Origin of the sequence: Prolixibacter sp. NT017, from assembly GCF_009617875.1 — a bacterium.
Classification (GTDB): Bacteria; Bacteroidota; Bacteroidia; order Bacteroidales; family Prolixibacteraceae; genus Prolixibacter.
In genome coordinates this window covers 3582161-3602347 of the sequence record NZ_BLAV01000001.1, presented here as the reverse complement: position 1 = coordinate 3602347, position 20187 = coordinate 3582161, and the positions used below count along the sequence as shown (strand labels likewise).

The 20187-nt window shown below is 47.5% G+C and carries 17 protein-coding genes; 10 read left to right on the top strand and 7 right to left on the bottom strand.

The window, feature by feature from the left end; all coding sequences use genetic code 11:
- Positions 1-32: 32 nt before the first annotated feature.
- The 4 genes from GJU87_RS15000 to GJU87_RS14985 form a co-directional block, all read right to left on the bottom strand.
- Complete coding sequence (locus GJU87_RS15000; RefSeq protein WP_153640241.1) at positions 33-956, bottom strand: ABC transporter ATP-binding protein; 924 nt, start codon at positions 954-956, stop codon at positions 33-35.
- A 10-nt stretch (positions 957-966) separates the two neighbouring features.
- Positions 967-2004: a CPBP family intramembrane glutamic endopeptidase gene (locus tag GJU87_RS14995; RefSeq protein ID WP_153640240.1), complete on the bottom strand. Its 1038-nt coding sequence runs from the start codon at positions 2002-2004 to the stop codon at positions 967-969.
- 96 nt (positions 2005-2100) lie between these two features.
- Positions 2101-3129 carry a metallophosphoesterase gene (locus GJU87_RS14990; protein WP_153640239.1) on the bottom strand — a complete coding sequence of 343 codons (1029 nt, stop codon included), beginning with the start codon at positions 3127-3129 and terminating at the stop codon, positions 2101-2103.
- Between the two features lie 103 nt (positions 3130-3232).
- On the bottom strand, positions 3233-4231 hold the full coding sequence (locus GJU87_RS14985) for a hypothetical protein (protein ID WP_153640238.1): 999 nt from the start codon (positions 4229-4231) through the stop codon (positions 3233-3235).
- 531 nt (positions 4232-4762) lie between these two features.
- Between GJU87_RS14985 and GJU87_RS14980 the strand changes: the two genes are divergently transcribed.
- A complete protein-coding gene (locus tag GJU87_RS14980) occupies positions 4763-5770 on the top strand; it encodes a polysaccharide deacetylase (protein WP_153640237.1) in 1008 nt (335 codons plus the stop codon).
- 59 nt (positions 5771-5829) lie between these two features.
- Here GJU87_RS14980 and GJU87_RS14975 read toward each other — a convergent pair whose 3' ends face one another.
- Positions 5830-6063, bottom strand: coding sequence for a hypothetical protein (locus GJU87_RS14975; protein ID WP_153640236.1), 234 nt, complete (start codon positions 6061-6063; stop codon positions 5830-5832).
- Positions 6064-6484: 421 nt separating this feature from the next.
- Between GJU87_RS14975 and tnpA the strand changes: the two genes are divergently transcribed.
- Positions 6485-6952, top strand: a complete 468-nt coding sequence (gene tnpA / locus GJU87_RS14970) for an IS200/IS605 family transposase (protein WP_153640235.1) — start codon at positions 6485-6487, stop codon at positions 6950-6952.
- Positions 6953-7109: 157 nt separating this feature from the next.
- On the opposite strand, the gene carB is transcribed toward tnpA, so the two are convergent.
- Positions 7110-10340, bottom strand: coding sequence for a carbamoyl-phosphate synthase (glutamine-hydrolyzing) large subunit (gene carB, locus GJU87_RS14965; protein WP_153640234.1), 3231 nt, complete (start codon positions 10338-10340; stop codon positions 7110-7112).
- A 59-nt stretch (positions 10341-10399) separates the two neighbouring features.
- Positions 10400-11485 carry a glutamine-hydrolyzing carbamoyl-phosphate synthase small subunit gene (carA, locus tag GJU87_RS14960; protein ID WP_153640233.1) on the bottom strand — a complete coding sequence of 362 codons (1086 nt, stop codon included), beginning with the start codon at positions 11483-11485 and terminating at the stop codon, positions 10400-10402.
- Positions 11486-11798: 313 nt separating this feature from the next.
- Here carA and GJU87_RS14955 point away from each other — a divergent pair, with 313 nt between their 5' ends.
- From GJU87_RS14955 to GJU87_RS14920, 8 genes are all read left to right on the top strand, one after another.
- Positions 11799-12287 carry an arginine repressor gene (locus GJU87_RS14955; protein ID WP_153640232.1) on the top strand — a complete coding sequence of 163 codons (489 nt, stop codon included), beginning with the start codon at positions 11799-11801 and terminating at the stop codon, positions 12285-12287.
- Between the two features lie 11 nt (positions 12288-12298).
- Positions 12299-12982: a GNAT family N-acetyltransferase gene (locus GJU87_RS14950; protein ID WP_153640231.1), complete on the top strand. Its 684-nt coding sequence runs from the start codon at positions 12299-12301 to the stop codon at positions 12980-12982.
- A 38-nt stretch (positions 12983-13020) separates the two neighbouring features.
- Positions 13021-14211, top strand: coding sequence for an argininosuccinate synthase (locus tag GJU87_RS14945; protein ID WP_153640230.1), 1191 nt, complete (start codon positions 13021-13023; stop codon positions 14209-14211).
- Between the two features lie 9 nt (positions 14212-14220).
- Positions 14221-15192 carry an N-acetyl-gamma-glutamyl-phosphate reductase gene (gene argC / locus GJU87_RS14940; RefSeq protein ID WP_153640229.1) on the top strand — a complete coding sequence of 324 codons (972 nt, stop codon included), beginning with the start codon at positions 14221-14223 and terminating at the stop codon, positions 15190-15192.
- Positions 15193-15216: 24 nt separating this feature from the next.
- On the top strand, positions 15217-16341 hold the full coding sequence (locus GJU87_RS14935) for an aspartate aminotransferase family protein (protein WP_153640228.1): 1125 nt from the start codon (positions 15217-15219) through the stop codon (positions 16339-16341).
- Positions 16342-16444: 103 nt separating this feature from the next.
- Complete coding sequence (gene proC / locus GJU87_RS14930) at positions 16445-17239, top strand: pyrroline-5-carboxylate reductase (RefSeq protein ID WP_153640227.1); 795 nt, start codon at positions 16445-16447, stop codon at positions 17237-17239.
- A gap of 72 nt (positions 17240-17311) precedes the next feature.
- The gene (gene proB / locus GJU87_RS14925; protein ID WP_153640226.1) at positions 17312-18397 is read left to right on the top strand and encodes a glutamate 5-kinase; all 1086 of its coding nucleotides are present in this window, start codon (positions 17312-17314) and stop codon (positions 18395-18397) included.
- A gap of 495 nt (positions 18398-18892) precedes the next feature.
- Positions 18893-20143: a glutamate-5-semialdehyde dehydrogenase gene (locus GJU87_RS14920; protein ID WP_153640225.1), complete on the top strand. Its 1251-nt coding sequence runs from the start codon at positions 18893-18895 to the stop codon at positions 20141-20143.
- The last annotated feature ends 44 nt before the right edge of the window (positions 20144-20187 follow it).

Below are 20187 nucleotides of genomic sequence, written 5' to 3'. Positions count from 1 at the left end.
GAAATTTGTGGAACGTTTTACAGGCACCTGAATCAGTTTTGCTTATTCTCGGTGACGACTTTAATGAAGACATCGTTCATGCTGGGAATAATCTCGTTAAACGAAACGATTTCCACATGTTCGAGCAAGCCACGGAGCAATTCATTGGGTGTACTGCCATTGACGAACTGGACTGCTAATTTTTGGGCCGTTTCCGACGATTCGTTAGAAAGAATCTGGTAATCATTGCCCAAATTCCTGGTCAGTTTGTCGTAATCGCCCCGGTATTCCACTTCAAAAATGTTTGACTTGTATTGCTGGCGTATTTCCTGGGTCGGTCCGTCCAGTATTTTTTTCGATTTGTCGATCAAGGCAATGTGATCGCACAGCTCTTCAACCGAAGCCATGTTGTGTGTGGAGAAAATAATAGTGGCTCCTTTATCGCGCAATTGCAAGATTTCATTCTTCAGCAAATCGGCATTGATGGGGTCGAAGCCGCTGAATGGTTCATCGAAAATGAGCAGCTCGGGCTGGTGCAGCACTGTGCAAATAAACTGCACCTTCTGTTGCATCCCTTTGGAGAGCTCCATCACTTTTTTGTCCCACCAGGGAGTAATCTCGAATTTCCCGAACCAGTATTTGAGCTGCTTCATGGCATCGCGACGGCTCATGCCTTTCAGCTGGGCCAGGTAGAGCGCTTGTTCGCCTACTTTCATTTTCTTATACAGACCGCGTTCTTCCGGCAGGTAACCAATCCGGAAAACGTCATCCGCCTTGAGCGGGCGTCCTTTGAATTCCAGCTTGCCGCTATCGGGCGCAGTAATCTGGTTGATAATGCGTATCAGTGTTGTTTTTCCGGCTCCGTTGGGGCCCAGTAACCCGAAGATGCTTCCTTCGGTTACCGAAATGCTCACCTCCGACAGAGCCCGGAACTTGTTGTAGTTTTTTACAACATTTTGCGCTGAAAATAATTCCATGGTTTTAAGGTTAATAAGATGAATTGTCAATTGATCTGGCCGGCTGAATTTCAGGTTCGGCTATGATTTCGTTTTGATTATATTCAGTTAAAGGTAAATGAATTCTTTTAAAGAGAAGTGAAAAATTTCCCCATCGGAACCGCTTTGCGGCGAGCCAGATGAAAAACAGCGAAATGGCTACAAGCGCCAGAATATCGAACGATGGGTTGTATTTCGTTATCGTGAAAAAGGCCTTGGTAGGAATGGCGCTTGCTTCCTGCGTGACGAACAGCGTACCGAAAATATTATTGATGGCGTGGGCACCCCAGGCCAGTTCAATTCCGTCATCCATGATGGTGCAAATGCCAAAGAATAATCCGAACCACAAGTACTGCGGCATCACCATCCACGCGCCGTATTCCTGTACTTCCGGATTGGCAAAGTGAAGACTTCCGAATATCATGGTCGTCACGATCAGCGGAACCCAGCGGGTGAGGGTTAACCGGGCAAATCCCTGCATCAGGTAGCCGCGGAAAAGCACTTCCTCGAAACCGGTTTGAAGCGGGATAATGAAGATAGCCACGAGAACGAGGCCGATAAAGCCATTGGGATCGAAACTCCAGTGAAAAGTCTCAATTCCAGTTAGTTGAGCTACCAGCGAATAGACTGCCAGCAGAACGAGCCAAACCGATGCAGCCCAGAAGAAACGTTTCCAGCGAAAGCGGCGTGCACCCGTCAGCAGCGTTTTGAAAGGCCGCTGATGAACGGGTTTCATGAAAATCACAAAAGCCACAAAGCCTAAAACAAACGGCATCATCGCCAGCATGATTCCAACGCTCGGGGGAATTCCCATGCCGGTCAGGTCCATCGGGTTACTGGCAGAGTAGTGTAAATCGACACCGCGCGTTGCCTGAATAGCCATGACCGCTATAAACGGGAGAGAACCCAACACCTCCGCGAAAATAAACAGCAGCAAAAACATGAGCAGCCAGTAGCGGAATTTGGTTTTTCCCTGGAAAGCGTAACTAAAAAACTCCACGTTCATTAAGTTTAGTGAATGCAACTTCATTTACATTGGTTCATTCACCTTCCGAATAGTTACAGATCTAACGTGGAATTTTACTGAAAAAATGAAATTATTTTCCGAATTCTGTACAACGTGAAGTTATTTTTCCTGTTTTTCCCATGTAAATTGGCGATTCGAAATCTCCGGAGTTACCGGCGATCCGTTGAGGTTGTACGGAACACCCAGGTTGGCAGGCTCGGGCGGAATGAAGCTTGTCTGTTTACCGGTTAACGTCAGTTTTCCAGGCGTAATTTTCACGATACCATACAACGGATCTTTATAAGGAAGCGTAAACTTCGCCAGCGGGAAATTATGATCGATAGCGGCAGGGTAGTGTTTATCGCTCTGGTAATCTTCGCCCACCCAACGGTACGACAAGCTGTTGATACGAATGTAATGAATGCCATTGATGGTTTTTTCAACATCCGTACCGTCGTGTCCGCTGAAACAAGCTACCACCTTTTTGTATCCGGCCTCTTTGTTGGCTTCTTCCAGAATCTTTCGCACATCGGCACCATTGGCGCAATCTTTGGGATTTTCCAGGCTTTGGTGCGAGAAAATAATGGTGGTTAAATTCGATCGTTTCAGCTCTTTCTTCAGCCAATCCAGTTCTTTCGGGGAAACGTAATTTACGCCTTTTTTTACCTCGTCGTAAAAGTTGCCATGGTCATAATCGATGTATTCGTTCCGGAAAAAAAGGTAGTTGGTATCGAGCACGATGAAATGGACATTCCCTTTCTTGAACGCGTAATAGTTCGATGGCATATCGGTGAAGCGGAGGAAATCATTCTTGGACGCTTCATCCAGATCATGTTCCCCGAGGACCTGGTACCTATCGCCGTCAAAACTATTCCAGATGTTGATAAATTCTTTGTATTCCGGCTTGGGCGGGCAAAAGGCACCCAGTGAGATAATGAAGTCTACGTTATTCTTCTCTGCAGCTTTAACGAAATCTTTCAGCCTTCTGGCTGCATCCGGAATGACATCGGCATTGACATCCGAGCATACGGCAAATGAAACATGCTCGGGCCGACGGCCTGAACTGCACGACTGCATCGATGGAACGATGGTCAGTAGCCCGATTACAAGGGCTGAGGTTTTGAGGAAATTACGTCTGTTGAATGCCATAACCTGTACTTTTTATCAAAAAACTATATTGGAGCGGCATTTTCAGAAACCGCTCCGATGTTAGGTTGTAGCCGGAAAAGTCAGGTTTTTCAAATATAACAATCTACTGAAGATTTTTCTTTAGGAATAAAATGGCATCTTCTTTCATTTGGTCGGTCACCTTATGGGCCACACCGTCGTAGGTTTCATAAGTGGCATTGATGCTGTCTGCCTTATAGAGCTTCTCTGCTTCGGTCCAGCGTTGCTGCATATCTTTCCCGAAAAGGTTATAAATCAACTCCTGGTCGGCCTTGTCGTAACCATCGTCATACGGCACCGAGTCATTCGTGTCGTCACTGCCAATGAAAAAGAACATGGGGATTTGCCGGAATGCCTGTAAATTAAACGGCTTGCCGGTCAATTCCTTGAAATCGCCTGTTCCGACGGGGTAGCGCAAGGTTCGTCCTTCCCATTCTCCTTGCGGGGCAATGGGCCAGCCTCCGGGCGAGCCCACCACGGATGCTTTTACCATTTCGGGGTGCAGAGCTGTGAAGCGGTTGGCAAACATACCGGCAGCCGAGAAGCCCATGACGGCAATCTTTGGGTCGGTTTCGATGCCCCAGCGCTCTTTCAGTATCTCTTTAATTTCGTTGAAGGCTTCGATGGCCTGCAAATCCAGTCGTGCCAGCGCTTTGTGCGAGGTAGTCATCACGTCGCGGTCGAGTGCATGCGTATAGATTCTCCATTGCTCGTATTGCAGCGGGCGCGGAAAAATCGACGTTACAAAAATCACCGGCAGTTGTTCGGTCAGCTCCGGAGCCATGGCCCGGGCATCCTTGATGGCCTGCCTGGCTTCCCAATCGAAATTGTCGGTGGCTTTTCCTGTGTTGTTTGGGACAAATAAAATAACAGGTGTTTCGTGCTTAATGCGCTCTTCCGAGGGGGTGTAAACCAGGAATGGCCAGTCTCTTACTTTCGTTGTGTCTGCTTCCAGTTTCGTCAGTTGACCGTAAGGCTTGTCGATGGTTTGCAACGACGGGATATGCTTCAGCTTGTTTGATTTTTTATGGCTACAGGCCGAAAAGAGAATCAATATAGCGAATAAGGAATACCAGATCTTCATAGATACATGTTTTTTCGGTTCAGTATTTTATTCCCGTCACAGTCATTTGTTTGTCCGACAGGTTAGTTTTGCCTGCAATTTTAGGAAAATTAACCCGGATGTTCAATAATTGGGCCGGACATATTATCGATTGTTTTACATATTTAAATCCAATGGCCCGCCTTTCTACCTGAGCGACCACTAAAACGCAACCGCATCGATTGATGTTCTCCTGCCGGGAAAAAGTAGAAATAAAAATGGGTATTCCGACCATATCAATTACCCCTAAATCCCCTAAAGGGGACTTAAAGCCTCCCCTTTAGGAGGTTTGGTGGGGTGAACTACATATTTTATCACGGATACTCGCTGTACCACTCCCAAAGTCAACCTGTTCTTTGGCCCATTAATTTGTATCTGCCGAACGTCCTGTTAAAAAAAGTTGGCGAAGAATTTCCGATCGGCTAATTCACTATATTTAGCCACCCGCAGCGAGCCTTATAGCGCCCGGGAGATAAATCAACCAGGAAACAGACAGGTCTTTCAGGACAACAGATGAAACAAGGCTTTTACAGAAAATCCAGGTCCTTCCTTTTCGCGGGAGTGATGGTGATGATGGTGTTTGTGTATGGCAATGGCAGCGCAGCAGTTCAATCCAAAATCAGCAACTACAAGGTTTGGTTTGGCACAGGCGATTACCTGCAAAAACAGGTGCTGATCATCCGGAGATACGATGAGTCGGGAGTGCTGTTTTATATTGGGGTTGATCCGAACAGCCTCCAGACAATGATCATTCCGGCACGGCATATCGTGGTCAGGCCGCTCACCTGGGCGCAGATACGGGCCAATTACAAAAACACGCCTTACATCAAGGCGATTCAAACCGCGGAGAGACGATCGTTTGCCTTGCAGGATGCCGGTATTGTGCACGGTTTTCCGAATGAAAAGGGAATCACGCTAACCGTCGATTTGTGTCCGTCGCACCGCCCACTCGACCGGGTTATTTTTACCTCACTAATTTCGGAATTTGGCAAAACAGAGAAACCGGTCCCGGTGGCTTTGTCGATTACCGGGCGGTTTATGTTGACGCACCCAGCGGACATTGCCTGGTTAAAGGGGCTGAATGCAGAGGGCAAGATTGCCGTCACGTGGATTAACCATACCTACAATCATCACTACAATCCGCACGTGCCACTCAACCGGAACTTCCTGTTGGAGCCCAACACCAACCTCAATTTCGAAGTGTTGCAAACCGAAATCGCGATGCTGCAAAAGGGATTGCTCTTTTCTGTGTTTTTCCGGTTTCCCGGATTGGTGTCGGGGCACCGGGTGGTGGACAATGTCCTCGGCTACGGCCTGATTCCCATTGGCAGCGATGCGTGGCTGGCCAAGGGACAACCGGCGGAGGCCGGAAGCATTGTGCTCATTCACGGCAATGGCAACGAACCGGTGGGGGTGAAGGACTTCCTGAAACTCCTGCAGGCCGACCGCACTGCCGTGATGAAAAAGCAATGGCTGCTGTACGACCTCCGCGAAACGGTGAAGGACGAATTCCACGAGTAATTTTTTCCGGTGGCGCTGTTAACAAACGTGCAAGCCTCCACTTTTTCTCAGCGAAGCCATTAACAAATGCGCAAAGCTTCACTTTTCGCCAGGGAAGCCGTTCGAGCATTCGAAAAGCCCCACTTTTTCGTTAGGGAAGCCGTTCGAGTAATCGAAAAGCCCCACTTTTCGTCAGGGAAGCCATTCGAGTAATCGAAAAGCCCCACTTTTTCGTTAGAGAAGCCATTCGAGTAATCGAAAAGCCCCACTTTTCGCCAGGGAAGCCGTTCGAGTAATCGAAAAGGTCCAATCATTCCCGCCAAAGCCATTCACAAACGTGAAAAGGCTCACTCGCCGCCGCCCGGGCTTTTCACAAACCTCCAAAGAGTGAAATTTAGGTTATGATGAAAAATTGCTAATTTAAATGGCATGAGAATCGATAGATGCCAGGGCTACGCCCCTAAATTATCACTTAATCAACGGTACTACGAAGATTAAAGGGCTAACGCCCCTTGGATGAAAAACATAAGCCTTTGTTTCATTTATAAGAGTTGTGTTTTACTTGTCAGCAAGCAAATAATAGACTACCTTTTAGTTGATGAAAACAATTTCCGTTGAGTAGCAATCTGTTCCTTCTTATAGGAAAAGGGGGCGCTAGCCCTCAAATCTTCTTAGAAAAATGAATCGAAATAAAACAGGAGGGGCGTAGCCCTGAAATCTCAAACAATTAGAGACATGGCAAATACATACACGCAGCTATATATCCAATATGTATTCTCGGTAAGAGGCAGGGGAAGTTTTATAAAAGAAAAATTCAGGGAGGAACTGGAAAAAGTGATGTGTGGCATTATTACCAACCACCATTGTAAAACCTATGCGATATATTGTAACCCCGATCATTCTCATGTCTTTGTAGGAATGCATCCCACAATATCGCCGTCCAAATTAATGGAACAGGTAAAATCAGGTTCGTCAAATTGGTTAAAAGATAGAAATCTTATTCCAGGAAAATTTGCGTGGCAAGACGGTTATGGGGCATTTACCTATTCCAGATCTCATATCGATAGGGTTGTAAAATATGTGCTAAACCAGCCTGAACATCACAGAAAACAATCATTTCAGGAAGAATATTTATCGTTTTTAAAAAAATTTGATGTTGACTATGACCCAAAATATCTATTTGAATGGTACGACAATAGATAGATGTCAGGGCTACACCCCTAAATTATCATTGAACCAACGATGCTACGAAGATTAAAGGGCTAACGCCCCTTGAATGAATTATAAATAAACAACAAGGCTGCCCCAATTGTGCGACGCACGTTTGAGACAGCCTCTGTTTATTCTATGGAGTTGTGCTTTACTTGTATTCGTTCCACGATTTAATGATAATATCCTCCTCACTCATTTTGGTGATGGCGTAGATGTAAGCACTGGCTACGCGCGCGTTGGTCAGGAGCGGAATATTGAAATCGACTGCGTTTCTCCGGATCTGGTAGCCGTTCGACAGCTCGCGTTTGGTGTGGTTTTTCGGAATGTTGATAACCATTTCCACTTTCTTATCGCGAATCAGTTCCAGGGTGTTCGGGCTCTGGTCTTCCTCATCGGGCCAGTACGCCAGTTCTGTCTGAATGCCGTTGTCGAGGAAGAACTTGTGCGTTCCACCGGTTGCGTAAATCGTGAAGCCGCGTTCCTTCAGCATGCGGGCGCTGTTCAGCAACTCCACTTTTCCGCGGGTCGGTCCCGACGAAATCAGGATGCTCTTCTTCGGAATGCGGTAACCCACCGAGAGCATCGACTTCAGCAGCGCTTCGTAGAAGTTTTCACCAATACAGGCCACCTCACCAGTCGAAGCCATGTCGACACCCAGAACCGGGTCGGCATTCAGCAAACGGTGGAAAGAGAACTGTGGCGCTTTCACACCCACGTAATCGAGTTCAAACGCCGATTTGTCCGGCTTCTCGAAGGGAACATCCAGCATCGCCTTCGTGGCGATTTCAATCAGGTTTGTCTTCAATACTTTGGAAACAAACGGGAAGGAGCGGGAAGCCCTCAGGTTACACTCGATAACCTTGATGTCGTTGTCCTTGGCCAGGAACTGCATGTTAAAGGGACCGGTAATTTCCAGTGCCTGGGCAACCTGCCGCGAAATCTTCTTGATGCGGCGGATGGTCTCCACATACAACTTTTGCGGCGGGAAAACGATGGTCGCATCGCCGGAGTGCACACCGGCAAACTCTACGTGTTCCGAAATCGCGTAAGCCACCACTTCGCCATTCTTGGCTACCGCGTCAATCTCAATCTCCTTGGCATTTTCGATGAATTCGGAAACCACCACCGGATGCTCTTTGGAAACGTGAGCGGCCAGTTCGAGGAAATGTTGCAACTGGTCGCGGTTCGAAACCACATTCATGGCTGCTCCCGACAGAACATACGAAGGACGAATCAAAACCGGGAAACCGACTTCATCCACAAATTTGTATATGTCCTCAATGGTCGTCAGCTGGCTCCAGCGCGGCTGGTCGACTCCCAGACGGTCGAGCATGGCCGAGAACTTATTCCGGTCTTCGGCGTTGTCAATCTTCTCGGCCGAGGTTCCCAGAATCGGGACGTGTTGACGGTGCAGGCGCATGGCGAGGTTGTTCGGAATCTGACCACCCGTGGAAAGAATCGTTCCTTTGGGCTGTTCCAAATCCACGATGTCCATCACGCGCTCGAAGGTGAGCTCGTCGAAGTAGAGCCGGTCGCAGGTATCGTAGTCGGTCGAAACCGTTTCCGGATTGTAGTTGATCATGATGGCGCGATACTTCTCCTGCCGGATGGTGTTGACTGCATTCACCGAACACCAGTCAAATTCAACGGAAGAACCAATCCGGTAAGCACCCGAGCCCAGCACAATCACCGACTGGTCGTCGTGCTGGAATTCGATATCATGCTCCGAACCGTTGTAGGTCATGTAGAGGTAATTGGTCTGTGCCGGATATTCGCCAGCCAGCGTATCGATTTGCTTCACGTAAGGCAAAATGCCCAGTTTCTTCCGGTATTCACGCACCTTAATCAGGTCGCCGTTGATTTTTTCATCGGCACTTTTGAGAACGAGACGCGCAATCTGGAAATCGGAATAACCTTGCTTCTTCGCGAGCAGGAGCATCTCGTACGGGATGTCTTCCAGTTTACTGAGTTTCTCCAGCTCGTTACGCAGAATATAAATATTGTTCAGCTTTTGCAGGAACCACTTGTCGATGCGGGTCATTTCCCACACTTTTTCTACCGAATGGCCGTGATGGAAGGCTTCCGCGATGGCGAAAATACGACGGTCGGTTGGCTTCTGAAGCTCTTCTTCCACATCGTCGATTTTTGCTTGCCCGCTGTTGGCTACAAATCCGTGCATGCCCAGTCCAACCATCCGGATACCTTTCTGGATGGCTTCCTCGAACGAGCGGCCGATGGCCATAATCTCACCCACCGATTTCATGCTCGAGCCGAGGTTCTTCGAAACACCAGTAAATTTAGTGAGGTCCCAGCGTGGAATCTTCACCACCACGTAATCGAGCGCCGGCTCAAAAGCGGCAGTGGTTACTTTGGTCACTGCATTTTTCAGCTCGTGCAAACCGTAGCCGAGTCCCAGTTTAGCGGCCACAAAAGCCAGCGGATAACCGGTAGCCTTGGAAGCCAGCGCTGACGAGCGAGACAGACGGGCGTTCACCTCAATCACCCGGTAATCTTCAGAATTCGGGTCGAGGGCGAACTGCACATTACATTCCCCTACCACACCGATTTTGCGGATGATTTTGATGGAGAGTTCCCGCAGCTTGTGGTACTCGGCATTGGAAAGGGTTTGCGACGGAGCCACCACAATCGACTCCCCAGTGTGTATACCCAGCGGGTCGAAGTTTTCCATATTACACACCGTGATACAGTTGTCGAAGCGGTCGCGCACCACTTCGTACTCTACCTCTTTCCAGCCTTTCAGCGATTCTTCCACCAGAATCTGAGGTGAGTAGGAGAAGGCGTTATCGGCCAGTTTGTTCAGCTCGTCCATGTTGGAGCTAAAGCCGGAACCCATACCTCCTAAGGTATAGGCGGCACGAATGATGAGCGGGAAGCCCAGTTTTTCGGCAGCTGCCCTCGCTTCCTCGATGGAAGAACAGGCGATGCTTCGCGGCGTTCGCACATTGATTTCGCCCAAAATGCCAGCAAAAATCTCCCGGTCTTCGGTATTAATGATGGACTGTACCGGAGTACCCACCACCTGCACATTATATTTTTCGAGAATACCGCCACGGTACAAATCGACGCCGCAGTTGAGGGCTGTCTGACCACCAAAGGCCAGCAGAATGCCGTCCGGCTGCTCTTTCTTAATCACTTCTTCCACAAATTTTGCCGTCACCGGAAGGAAATACACCTTGTCGGCAATGTTCTCCGATGTCTGGATGGTAGCAATATTCGGGTTAATCAGAACGGTTTCGACGCCTTCCTCTTTCAGCGCTTTGAGTGCCTGCGAACCGGAATAGTCAAATTCGCCGGCTTCTCCGATTTTCAGTGCCCCCGAACCGAGGACAATTACTTTCTTGATATCTTTATTGAGCATAGTTTCAATCGTTTTGCATGATGAATGAACAGTTGTGTTGCCTGTTTCATTCGGCCGGTTCATTGCTTTTTGTACTTCTTGATGTTGGTGATGAAATCATCAAAGAGGAACTCCGTATCCACCGGACCCGATGAGGCCTCGGGGTGGAACTGGGTAGAGAAGAAAGGCTTGGTTTTGTGACGAATTCCTTCGTTGGTCTGGTCGTTCACATTCACGAACATCGGTTCCCAATCTTCAGGCAGTGTTTTGTCGTCGATGGCAAACCCGTGGTTCTGCGAGGTGATGTAACATTTGTCCGTTCCGGTCAGGAGAACAGGTTGGTTGTGACTCCGGTGTCCGTACTTTAATTTGTAAGTGTCACCGCCTGCAGCACGTCCGAGCAGCTGGTTTCCAAGACAGATACCCATGATGGGCTTCACATCATCCAACGCTTTACCGACATTCTCCACGGTTTCCTGTACCATCGCCGGGTCGCCCGGTCCGTTGGAGAGGAAAATCCCGTCACACTCAATTGTATTAAAATCATAGTTCCACGGCACGCGGATGACGGTCGTGTTTCGTCTCAATAAACACCGGATAATGTTGTTTTTCACTCCACAGTCGACCAGCACCACTTTGTGGTCGCCGTTTCCGTATGTTTTTACTTCGTCGATGCTCACACGGGAGACCAAATTTTCTTCATTCGGGTCATAAAAATCGACCTCGTTTCCTTCGAAAACGATTTTTCCCAACATCGAACCTTTTTCCCTGAGGATTTTGGTCAGGGCGCGGGTGTCGATATCAAACAGACCGGGAACTTCATTTTCCTTCAGCCAGTCTCCCAGGCTTTGCATCGCGTTCCAGTGACTGTACTCGAATGAATAATCAGATATAATGAGTGCGCTCACATGAATTTTGTCCGACTCAAAGTACCTGAAAATACCATTTTCTTCCACGTCGTTGGGAACACCGTAATTACCAATCATCGGGTAAGTCGATACCAGGATTTGCCCGGTGTAGGAAGGATCGGTGAGGCTTTCGGGGTAACCCGTCATTGCCGTGTAAAACACCACTTCTCCGGCTATCGACTTCTCGTATCCGAAAGATTTCCCTTCGAATACGGTCCCGTCCTCAAGAATCAATTTTGCTTTCTGCACGTTTTGCATTTCCGGTTGATTTTATTGCTGATTTTATATGATTTTTCGAAACGTGTGGACAAAAAAAATGCGTTCCCACTGCCTTGTACTCGGCAGCAAAAACGCATTTCTCAGCGTGTCTGTCTAATATTCTAAAGACATGTTGCACGGCACAAAAATAGGTTATTTCCTGCTTGATGTCCAAAATTTCAATGTAAAATAATTAATAATTATTCACCTCGCTTTTGAGAATGGGTCAAAATTATGAATAATTTTACATTTAAATGCATAATTATTCGATTTTAATGCATAAAATTGCAATCAGTATAAATAAATATTCATAATGAAGAATCGGACACAACGCTTGTTGGCCATCAAAAAAATTATCTCAGGTGACCGAATCAGCAGCCAGGATGAGCTGCTGAATCTGTTGAATAAAGAGGGATACGAGGTGACGCAGGCGACGCTTTCGCGAGATTTGAAATCGCTTCAAGTGATGAAAATCAGCGATTCACAACATGGATATATATACCGTTTGCGTGAAAATCTGGCGAATACTGATGAGTCTGTGCCGGATATTTCGCATGCCAACTTTTTGGCCGACGGTTTTTTAAAAGTAGAATTTTCAGGAAATCTGGGGGTTGTGACAACGCTTCCGGGGTATGCCAGCAGCATTGCATCGGTAATTGACAAAGCAAATTTATTTGAAATATTAGGAACAGTGGCAGGTGACGATACCATTCTGCTCATTGTCAGAGAGGGAGTTGGCCGTAATGATGTCATCAACGCGTTAATCATGACCATGCCCAAACTGGAAGGTAAAATTGATTAATAAAGGAAAACATGTTTCCGTTAAAGAAGAATAACAAAGACGAAAAAGCTGCCATCAAGGTCGTAGTGGCCGGAGAGGAACACATCAAGTATGTGGACGAGGTGAACGATGCCATCGACCTGGCTTCGAAGGAGCGCGGTACAGGTATTGCGCGCCGTACGCATGAATACATTGAATCGAAAATAAAAGAAGGCAAAGCCATTATTGCCATCGACGGCGATAAGTTTGCTGGCTTTTGTTACATCGAAACATTTGGCACTAACAAGTTTGTAGCCAACTCGGGACTGATTGTTCCCCGAGAATATCGTGGCCATGGTTTGGCCCGCCGCATCAAGCAGCGCGCGTTCGAACTGTCACGCAGCAAATTCCCCGAAGCTAAAATCTTCGGTCTGACGACCGGATTAGCGGTGATGAAAATCAACTCCGATTTGGGGTACAAGCCTGTCACTTTCTCGGAATTGACCGATGATGAGCAATTCTGGAAAGGCTGTCAAAGCTGTGTGAACTACGACATTCTGCAGCGAACTGGTCGGAGCAAATGCCTGTGTACTGGAATGCTTTACGATCCGGCCTGGAAAAATGGCAACGGGAAAAAAGGAAAAACTCCGTTTCAGGTATTTCGCGAATGGGTCGATAAACGGAAAGCGGAAAAACAGGCACTGGCCGAAAACAAAAACGGAAAAAAAACAGAGTAATCATCTTATCCGGTTAACGGAAAAAAGCATAAACAGTTATGAGTGAAAAAGTAGTTCTGGCATTTAGCGGAGGTTTGGATACATCGTATTGTGCCATCTATCTGTCGAAAGAAAAGGACTTGGAAGTTCATACGGCGATAGCCAATACAGGAGGATTTTCTCCTGAAGAACTGACCGATATTGAAAAACGTGCGTACGCGCTGGGAGTGAAGAGTCACAAAACCCTCGACGTAACGGAAGAGTATTACCAGAAAGGTATTAAATACATGGTGTATGGTAATGTATTGCGAAATAATACCTATCCCATTTCTGTCAGTTCGGAGCGTATTTTTCAAGCCATCGCCATCATTGAGTATGCGAAAAAAATTGGCGCCAAATATGTGGCTCACGGTAGTACCGGTGCCGGAAACGACCAGATTCGTTTTGATTTGGCTTTTCAGGTTTTGGCACCGGAAATCGAAATTATTACGCCTACGCGTGACATGGAGCTGACCCGTGAGTTTGAGATCAACTACCTGAAAGATCACGGTGTACAGGCCGATTATACGAAGATGGCTTACTCCATTAATGCCGGACTCTGGGGAACCAGTATCGGAGGTAAGGAGACGCTGACCAGTAATCAGACATTACCGGAAGAGGCGTATCCAAGCCAGCTGAAGAAGGAAGGTGAGGAGACATTGACCCTCGATTTTGTGAAAGGTCAGTTGAAAGGGGTGAATGGCAACAAGCATTTCAGCACCATCGATGCTATCCGTCAGGTGGAAGAAATTGGTTCTGTATGGGCTGTTGGCCGCGACATGCACATCGGCGATACCATCATCGGTATCAAAGGCCGGGTAGGATTCGAAGCAGCTGCTCCGATGCTTATTATCAAAGCACACCAGATGCTGGAAAAACATACGCTGACCAAATGGCAGCAGTACTGGAAAGATCAGTTGGGCAACTGGTATGGAATGTTTCTTCACGAAGCGATGTACCTCGAGCCGGTGATGCGCGATATCGAAAAATTCCTGGAAAGTACACAAGAGAATGTTACCGGAAAGGTGATTGTCAAACTGCGTCCGTACACCTTCCAGTTAGTAGGAATTGAATCGGAGCACGATTTGATGAAGTCGGAATTCGGTGAATACGGCGAGATGAATAAGGGCTGGACTGCAGATGATGCCAAAGGATTTACCAAAATTCTGGGCAACCAGTTGAAGATTTTCTATTCAGTCAACAAGAAATAAACACATTCAATGGCTACAGTAAGCACGGGGATCGTTGGCGGTGCGGGTTATACGGCGGGTGAGCTTTTGCGCATCCTGTTAAATCATCCGGCTGCCGATGTTTCCTGTATACAAAGTTCCAGCAACGACGGGCAACCGGTTACTTCGGTGCACAAAGATTTAATCGGGGAGACCGATTTGGTGTTTTCTGATATTGACTTTGATGCTGTTGACGTGATATTTCTCTGTATGGGACATGGAAAGTCAGCCGAATATCTTGAAAAGAACGACGTTCCGCAGCGTGTAAAAATTATCGATCTGAGTCATGATTTCCGCTTAAAGCGGGAAGGAAACGATTTCGTATACGGTTTACCCGAATTGAACCGCGAAGAGATTCGCACCGCGAAACGCATTGCCAATCCAGGATGTTTTGCTACCGGTATTCAGTTGACTTTGCTGCCATTGGCGGCAGCTGGTTTGCTCACAAACGAAGTGCATGTACATGCCATTACAGGCTCAACCGGGGCGGGTCAGTCTCCTTCCGGGACTTCGCATTTTAGCTGGCGCAACAGCAATGTGTCGGTGTACAAAGCTTTTCAGCACCAGCATCTGGGAGAAATCCGTCAAAGCTTAGCACAGCTGCAAGGGCAGTTTGAGCAACCGTTGAATTTCATTCCCGTAAGGGGAAATCATGCGCGCGGTATTTTTGCTTCGGTTTACACCGATTTCGAAGGAACAGTGGAAGAAGCCCGCGAACTGTATCAGCGCTATTACGAAGGGCATCCGTTTGTGCATTTGTCACCGGAAAATCCGGACCTGAAGCAGGTGGTGAATACCAATAAAGCACTGCTTTACCTGGAAAAACATGATGGCAAACTGCTTATTCTCTCCTGCACCGATAACCTTTTGAAAGGTGCGTCAGGGCAGGCTGTACAGAACATGAACCTGATGTTCGGATTGAAGGAAACCGCCGGGCTCAACCTGAAGCCGGTCGCATTTTAATCCCAAAAATAAATTCGAAAAAACATGGAACTTTTCGATGTATATCCGCTGTTCGATGTAGAACCGGTGGCGGCCAAAGGGTGTACCATCACCGATAAAAATGGCGTCGAATACCTCGATTTATACGGCGGACACGCCGTGATTTCTGTTGGGCATTCGCATCCTTATTATGTTCAAATGTTGAGCGAACAGCTGAAGAAAATGGGATTCTATTCCAACTCAGTCCAGAATCCATTACAGCGCGAACTCGCTCATAAGCTGGGAGCACTTTCCGGTTACGAAGATTATTCTCTTTTCCTGTGCAACTCGGGTGCCGAAGCCAACGAAAATGCATTGAAGCTGGCTTCCTTTCATACAGAAAGAGCCCGCATTGTTTCTTTCGAGAAGTCGTTTCATGGCCGTACTTCTGCAGCCGTAGCTGTAACCGATAACCCTTCCATTGTGTCACCTTTGAACGATACCGTGGAGCGGACTTTTCTTCCATTGAATGATGTAGAAGCCTTAGAAAGCGAACTAATGGAAGGCGATGTGGCGGCGGTCATAGTGGAAGGCATTCAGGGCATTGGGGGTTGCCGTGTGCCGGAACCTTCTTTCCTGGAAGAAGCCGGAAAACTTTGTCATCGGTACGGAACTGTCCTGATTCTGGATGAAATCCAATCGGGTTACGGGCGAAGCGGAAAATTCTTTGCGCATCAATATGCCAATGTGAAGCCCGATCTCATCACCATAGCGAAAGGAATGGGAAACGGTTTCCCGGTAGGAGGCGTTTTGATTAGTCCGGAGTTTGAAGCCCGCAAAGGAATGCTGGGAACAACTTTTGGTGGCAATTATCTTGCCTGTGCTGCCAGCATTGCTGTGTTAGACATTATGCAGAATGAGCAGTTAATCGAAAACGCTGAAGTTGTAGGCAACTACCTGATGGCGTCGCTGACTGGCATTGACAAAATCAAGGAAGTCCGTGGCCGCGGTCTGATGCTCGGATTGGAGTTCGATGAGCCTATTGCAGAAATCCGAAAGAAGCTGCTCTTCGAAGAAAAGATATTTACCGGTGTAACCGGAACTCACACCATCCGTTTGTTGCCACCTTTAGCTGTTACCCGTGAACAAGCCGAGCGGTTTTTATTATCGCTGAAAAGGGTATTGGGTTAATAATTGGTTAAAAATACCGGCAAAATGTATTAAATTGATTGTCTTATTTGTGTTCTGCTTTAGGTTTGTGGTAACGCAGAATAGGACAAAAATGAGAAAAGCTATGAAGAACCTGAATATTTGCATCATTGGAGGAGGAAACCTGGGACGGGCCATGGCCGAGGGCTTTTTGAAAGCCGGTTTACCTGCGAAGCAACTGGTGATTACCCGTCGGCGACCGCATTTGCTCGACGACCTGGCAAAGCAAGGTGTTCGTGTTACTGCAGACAACGCCGCTGCGGTGAAAGGAGCCGATTTGGTTATTGTGGCGGTGAAACCTTACCAGGCCGAAGGTGTCCTTCAGGGAATTAGTAGCGCGCTTGTTACCGGGCAGATGGTGGCTTCACTGATGACGGGTGTGAGCATTGAGAGCTTGAAATCGTGGTTGCCAGACAATGTTATTCCATTCCGGGTGATGCCAAACACAGCCATTGCACTGCAGGAGTCGATGACCTGTATTTCGGCACCCGATTGCAATGACGAGCAAAAAGAGGTGATTCAGGAGCTTTTCGAAACGCTTGGAAAAGTTATCTACATCAATGAAGAGCTGATGGCAGCCGCTACTGTCTTGGGAGCCTGTGGGATTGCGTTTGCTCTTCGATTCATTCGTGCGGCTACGCAAGGTGGGATTGAGATTGGCTTTGGCGCAGAAGTAGCGCAGGAAATTGTTGCTCAGACGGTGAAGGGTGCTACCGAACTCATTCTGCAAACTGGTCATCATCCCGAAAGGGAAATCGACAAGGTAACCACACCGAAAGGAATTACCATCTCAGGATTGAACGCGATGGAACATCAGGGATTTTCGTCGGCTTTAATTCAGGGATTACTGGTATCATACAATAAAATTAACAACGGTTAAGTATCCGTCTCCGGAAATGTAAAACCCCCATTCGCCTGAAATTTACTTTTCAGGAAAAAAGGCATTTATCTCATGGCAAACCGCTACTCCAGCATTGTGGTGAAAATTGGAAGCAATCTGCTTACCCGCGAAGACGGTATGCTGAATGTTGCGCGTATGGCGCACTTTGTCGATCAGATTGCTGCGTTGCAGAAAAAAGGTGTCAGGGTGATTCTCGTTTCATCGGGTGCGGTAGCTGCAGGTCGGGCTGAGGTGGAGCCCCAGAAAAAGCACGATACGGTTTCAAGGAGGCAGTTGTGGTCCGCCGTAGGGCAGGTAAAGCTCATCAACCGGTATGCCGACCTGTTCAGGGAGCACGGACTGACGTGTGCCCAGGTTTTAACCACCAAGGAGAACTTCAGCGACCGGCAACATTACCTGAACATGCGTAATTGCATCAACACGTTGCTCGAAAGTGGCGTCGTGCCGGTTATCAATGAGAACGATGCCATTTCGGTTACGGAATTGATGTTTACCGATAACGACGAACTTTCCGGCCTCATTGCTTCCATGATGGATGTGGAGGCGCTGTTTTTGCTGACCAATGTGGATGGAGTATACCGTGGAAACCCGGGCGAACCGGACAGTGAATTGATTCGGCATATTGCTGTTGGCGAAACGGTTTCTGAAGAATTAATTTCTACTCAGAAGTCGAATTTCGGCCGGGGAGGCATGTTAACCAAAAGTTCTATCGCCTCGAAGTTGGCAGGGCAGGGCGTAGCCGTTCATATTGCGAACGGTGTTCATTTGAATATTCTGACTGATTTGATGGATCCGAACTCGGATATACCACATACCTGGTTCGAACCGGAAAAACGGAAATCGAATACAGTGAAGAAGTGGCTGGCACACTCAGACGATTTTGCCCGCGGCGAAGTGTTTGTGAATGACGGCGCCCGCGATGCGTTGCTTTCCCACCGGGCAACCAGCTTGCTCACTATCGGAATTACCGGGGTGCAGGGGCAGTTTAAAACCGGCGACATCGTGCGGGTGAAAGATGCCGGTGGAAAGTTGCTGGGATTGGGGAAAGCGGGCTTCTCCTCCAAAATTGTGGAACGGGAAATGGGCGCTAAATACGACAAACCATTTATTCACTACGATTACCTTTACCTGGGGTAGCGCCTGGTTTTAACGGAGGTGTTTCTCCCTGGAGATGTTGGAAAATTTGGGGAGTCAAATGAATTGTCTATAAGAAATTTCAGAAGAATTAAGATATTCTGGCAAAATGGCAATAAATGTTTAAAAGACACCAATAGATTTTTATAAATATTAAATGGATTCAACTATATGATTAAAAATATTGTGGGTGTTTAATAAAAAGATTTATAAAAAACAAAGTAATTAATAAGTCGCTCTAGTTAATTCCGGTGATTATCTAAGACGGTGTGGTGGTCATCTAAGACGATGTGGTGGTCATCTAAGACGGTGTGGTGGGTATCTAGCGCGATTTAAGAAGTATCTAAAACGGTTTGAGAAGCATCCAATATAGTTTGATTAATAGCAGAAAAATTTAGAGGGGTCGCAAATCGTTTAAAGAATATTGTTCTCCAGTGTTGGGGAAGAATAACAGGACCCACCTATTGAAACAACAGAAACTGAAAAAAACGACCGGACATGCAGTATCGAGAAAAATTTGAGCAGGCGCTTCAGGCGAGTCGGAAACTGAATCTGGTGACGGAAGAGACCATCAATCAGGTGTTGATGGCTGTTGCTGACGAAGCCGTAAAGGAAACGAATTTTATCCTGAAGGAGAACGAGAAAGATCTGCAAAGGATGGCGCCATTCGATCCGAAGTATGACCGACTGAAGCTGACCGCGGAACGAATCGAAGGAATTGCATCCGACATGCGAAGTGTAGCTTCCATGGCTTCGCCGTTGGGAAAAGTATTGTCGGAAACAACCCGACCGAATGGATTGCAAATCAAACGAGTCAGTGTGCCGTTTGGTGTCATCGGCATTATTTACGAAGCCCGTCCGAATGTAACCTTCGACGTTTTCTCGCTATGCCTGAAATCAGGAAATGTTTGTGTGTTGAAAGGCGGAAGCGATGCAGCGGATTCCAATGAAGCTATCGTGTCCATTATTCACCGGGTATTGAAATCGTTCAACATCGATGCCCATGTACTGACTTTACTTCCTCCCGGGAGGGAAGCGACAGGCGAGTTGCTCAATGCACAGGGCTATGTCGACTTGCTGATTCCCCGCGGAAGTCAGGGACTCATCAATTACGTCCGCGAAAATGCAACCATTCCGGTCATCGAAACGGGTGCGGGAATTTGCCATACGTATTTCGATGAGTTCGGTGATGAAGAGAAAGGGCGCGAGATCATCAACAATGCGAAAACGCGTCGTCCGAGTGTTTGTAACGCGCTCGATTGCCTAGTCATTCATGAGTCGCGTCTGAGCGATTTGCCTTACCTGGCGGAATTGCTGCCGGAAAGTCAGGTGGAAATTTTTGCCGACGAACAGGCAATGGAAGCATTGGAAGAGCATTATCCGGAAGATTTATTGAAGCCGGCGACCGAAGAATCCTTCGGAACCGAGTTTCTCGATTATAAAATGGCCATCAAAACCGTAGCGTCTTTCGAAGAGGCGCTCGATCACATTGCCGAATACAGTTCCAAGCACAGCGAAGCCATCATTTCCGAAAATCAGGAGCATCTCGATCTGTTCCGCAAACTGGTCGATGCTTCATCAGTGTATACAAACGCCAGCACTGCTTTCACTGACGGAGCGCAATTTGGTTTGGGCGCCGAAATCGGCATTAGCACACAAAAGCTGCATGCCCGCGGCCCGATGGCGTTGGAAGAACTCACCAGCTACAAGTGGCTGATAGAAGGCGACGGACAAATCCGTCCGAAATAATCTCATCAACTTATTAAGAATACATAACGAGCTGAAAAAATAGA